Source organism: Sulfitobacter sp. HI0129, from assembly GCF_001635395.1.
In the GTDB taxonomy this organism is placed as follows: domain Bacteria; phylum Pseudomonadota; class Alphaproteobacteria; order Rhodobacterales; family Rhodobacteraceae; genus Sulfitobacter.
Window position 1 is genome coordinate 1 of sequence record NZ_LWGH01000564.1, and the last position, 3,909, is coordinate 3,909.

At 65.6% G+C, this 3,909-nt stretch carries 4 protein-coding genes; 1 reads left to right on the top strand and 3 read right to left on the bottom strand.

Features of this window, described 5'->3' with window-relative positions:
- Positions 1 to 163 precede the first annotated feature (163 nt).
- Complete coding sequence (locus A3764_RS15150; RefSeq protein WP_067921039.1) at positions 164 to 574, bottom strand: hypothetical protein; 411 nt, start codon at positions 572 to 574, stop codon at positions 164 to 166.
- 44 nt (positions 575 to 618) lie between these two features.
- Positions 619 to 1,638 (bottom strand): alkane 1-monooxygenase, encoded by a 1,020-nt coding sequence (locus tag A3764_RS15155; protein ID WP_067921048.1) that lies wholly within the window; start codon positions 1,636 to 1,638, stop codon positions 619 to 621.
- A gap of 169 nt (positions 1,639 to 1,807) precedes the next feature.
- Here A3764_RS15155 and A3764_RS15160 point away from each other — a divergent pair, with 169 nt between their 5' ends.
- Positions 1,808 to 3,520 (top strand): NAD(P)H-dependent oxidoreductase subunit E, encoded by a 1,713-nt coding sequence (locus A3764_RS15160; protein ID WP_067921041.1) that lies wholly within the window; start codon positions 1,808 to 1,810, stop codon positions 3,518 to 3,520.
- Positions 3,521 to 3,559: 39 nt separating this feature from the next.
- Here A3764_RS15160 and A3764_RS25220 read toward each other — a convergent pair.
- Positions 3,560 to 3,909 (bottom strand): hypothetical protein (locus A3764_RS25220; RefSeq protein ID WP_201722441.1); only part of this gene is annotated, 350 nt, incomplete at its 5' end.

Genomic DNA, 3,909 nt, shown 5'->3' on the forward strand with positions numbered 1-3,909 from the left:
GAACACGGCGGCAGCCCGGCGGGCCGCTGCGCTGGAGATCGAATTTGCCGACGGTACCGTGGATGTCACCCGGCGCAGCGCCCCCCGCAAGCGCAGCGATCCGCCGCCTGAGCAGGGCGATCTGTTCTGACCTTTATGTCTGTCCGGCGGGCCGCGCCCCCGGTCAGACGCCCACCTTGGGGCCGAGGCAGATCAGTTCCTGCCCGGCTTCGTCCACTTCGTATAGCTGGGTGGCCGCGGGGTCGTTTTCGAACCGGGCGATCAGGCCATTGCCGCCTTCCCGGAAGGTCCAGCACTGGGGATCGAGTTCATTTTCATAGGTAAAGCAGATCATCCCGTTTTCCTCGTACCACTCCCCCTCCTTGCAGACCCCGTCGAGGAAGGACCACTGGACGCGCCGGTTGTCGCGGTAGACCTCCGCGCCGTAGGGGCGCCCGTTCTGCCCGTAGAACAGGGTCTTGCCCCGTGTATAGGCATCGAACTCTGCGGCGCTCATCGTGGGTTCGGCGCGCGTAGGGGCGGCCTGCGCGGCAAGCGCAGCGGCGAGGAACAGGGATAGGACGCGGCCAGGCATGAGAGAAGCCTGCCAGAAAGCCCGGGCTTGGGGAAGGGAAAGGCTCAGCCCGCAGCGGCATCCTGCCAGCGGGCGGCCCGCCGGTCCATCACCCTTCGCCAGAGCGGCGGCACCAGCGCGATCGTGGCCATGACCGGGAGGGACCGGGGCAGCATCGGCATCTTTACGGGATCGAGGCTGAGGTCCGGGAATGCCCGCCCGGGGCGCATATGGTGGTCGGAATGGCGCGGCGCATTCAGCATCATCGCCCCTGAATACCACGAGGGCGCGTTCCAGCTGTGCTGCGGGCCCACGGGTTCGCGGCGCCCGTCGGCGCGCAGACCGCGGCGCAACCCATAGTGCTGCACATAGTCCGACAGCAGCAGTTGAAGCTGCGCATAGGCGGCGACCCCGACATGCACCGCCAGCCCGTCCCATCCCGCCAAACCGAAGGACAGTAAAAGCGCCAGCGCCGCACCGCCGACATAGAACACGTAAGGGTGGCTGAGCGCCGTGGGCCTTGCCCGGGCCCGCTGGCGCTGCGCGGTGTCGGCTCGCAGGCCGGCAATGAACTCCCCCCGCAGGGCGCGCAGGGCATAGGCCCAGAACCCTTCGCCCAGTCGCGCGGAATTCGGGTCATCGTCCGTCGCCGCATGGACATGATGCACCCGCAGATGGGCCGACACATGATGCCCGTGCAGCAGCGAGACATAGACGGTCGCCCCGGCAAGGCGCAGGAACCGGGGGGCCATGTGGATCAGCTCATGCGCGTTGGAATTGGAGACCTGCCCGGCATAGAGACCGAGGGCCAGAAAGCTCGCCACCCGGCCCGGGCCGGAGAGGTCGGAGCCGCCCGCGATGGCCCAGACCCCGCCGAAAAGGAGCACCAGATGCACTCCGGCCAGCAGGAGGTTGAGCCACCGCCCCGACCGGTCGGAGGCGGGCAACTCATTCGGTATCCTGTCCATCAGCAGGACCATCAGGGTGATCGACCCGACGGCAATCCATGGCCAGACACCACCGAGAACATAGGCGAGGGCGAGCGCCGCGGCGGGGGTCAATGTGGCGATGGCGTACCAGAACATCGGCGGCTCCTGCAGGGTCGGAATGTTCTTATACGCGAAGCGGCGTCCGTCAAAGGAGACATCGCGTCGCCGGGCGGGCGTTTCGCGCCGGGACATGAACGTTTTTCGGAGTTTCGCTCCGTGAACCATTTGCTAGGCTCCGCGGGAACCGAAAGCGGAGGGGTCGCAAATGGCGCTCGATGAAAGCAGCACATCAACCGGATCTGAACCGCGCAAGGGCGTCTGGAAATCCGGCAAGGGGAAGGGACGCCATCACACCAAGGGCCGTCAGCTTCAGGATGGACCATGGGAAGAGGTGCGCGCGCTGCTGGGCGACCGCCCGCGCAGGCGCGATCTGCTGATCGAGCATCTGCACCTCATCCAGGATGAATATGGCCGTCTTTCCGCAGCGCATCTGCGTGCTTTGGCCGAGGAAATGCGCCTGAGCATGGCAGAGGTCTACGAGGTCGCGACCTTCTATGCCCATTTCGATGTGGTGAAAGAGGGCGAACCGGCCCCGCCCGACCTGACGATCCGGGTCTGCGATTCGCTGTCCTGTGAACTGGCGGGCGCGCAGGCGCTCAAATCCGCGCTGGAAAAGGGCTGCGATCCCGCGAAAATCCGGGTCATGCGTGCGCCCTGCATGGGCCGCTGCGACACCGCCCCGGTGCTGGAGATCGGCCATCGCCACATCGATCACGCGACACCCGAAAAGGTCGAAGCCGTCATAGACGAGGGCGATTTCCACGCCGTGGTTCCCGATTATGAAGCCTTTGATGCCTACCGTGCGGACGGCGGCTATGAGACGCTGACGCAGTTGCGCGCCTCGGGCGACTGGAAGGCCGTTCAGCAGAAGGTGCTCGATTCCGGCCTGCGTGGTCTTGGCGGGGCCGGATTCCCTTCTGGCAAAAAATGGGGCTTCGTGCGCGACAACGCGGGCCCGCGCTATCTTGCAGTCAACGGGGACGAGGGCGAGCCGGGGACCTTCAAGGACCGCTGGTATCTGGAACGACAGCCGCATCTTTTCCTCGAAGGGATGCTGATCGCCGCATGGGCGGTCGAGGCGGATACCGTCTTTCTCTATATGCGGGATGAATATCCCGCGGTGCTGGAAATTCTGCGGCGCGAAATTCGTGCGCTCGAAGAGGCGGGGCTGATCGCACCGGGATACGTCGATCTGCGGCGCGGCGCGGGCGCCTATATCTGCGGCGAGGAAAGCGCCATGATCGAATCGATCGAGGGCAAGCGCGGTCTGCCGCGTCACCGGCCCCCTTTCGTGGCACAGGTCGGGGTCTTCGGGCGGCCAACGCTCGTCCATAACGTCGAGACGCTGCACTGGGTCGCGCGGGTCTGCCGGGAGGGGCCCGAAGTGCTGAACGCGACTGAAAAGAACGGTCGGCGGGGCTTGCGGACCTATTCGGTATCGGGCCGCGTGGCGGCACCGGGCGTCTATCTGTTGCCCGCCGGTTCGACGATTCGGGATGTGATCGAGGCGGCTGGCGGCATGGCCGAAGGGCAGGCGTTGAAGGCCTATCAGCCCGGCGGGCCGTCTTCCGGCCTGCTGCCCGCGCATATGGATGATATCCCGCTCGATTTCGATACGCTTCAGCCCCACGGCAGCTTCATCGGCTCAGCCGCCGTCGTCGTGCTTTCGGATCAGGACAGTGCGCGCGCGGCGGCCCTGAACATGCTGCGATTTTTCGAGGATGAAAGCTGCGGTCAATGCACGCCCTGCCGCGTCGGCTGCGAAAAGGCCGTCAAGTTGATGCAGGCGCCCCACTGGGACAAGGGCCTGCTGGAGGAGCTCAGCAGCACGATGGTGGATGCATCCATCTGCGGGTTGGGGCAGGCGGCGCCGAACCCGATCCGCAGCGTGATGAAGCATTTCCCGGACGAAGTCTGACAGAAAAGCGGGGGCGCAGGCCGCGGCCCCATCTTCCCATCACCTGCGCGAAAACACTTCAAGAACGTGGGGTATCGCCTTGAATTCACGAGCCTTTCCGGGTCGGCGCATCTGCAGGGGCTTGGTGATCAGGTCGGCCCAGCCCAGCCGCGCCGCCCGGTCCTGCGCGCGTTCCCAGTTACCCTGAACGTCATTGGCACGGTAGCTGATGAAGGCTTCGGTCATGGCGGGCGTGGGCCCGTTGCCTATGGCCAGCCCGCTCAACGCGAAGATCAGCAGATCCCGCGCGTGACCGTCCGGCGTGTCGAGCTTGGGGCGATGGTTCTCGAAATCGATGAAGGTGGTGCGGCTGCCTTGCCAGCAAATATCCTTGATCGCGGGTCGCCCGT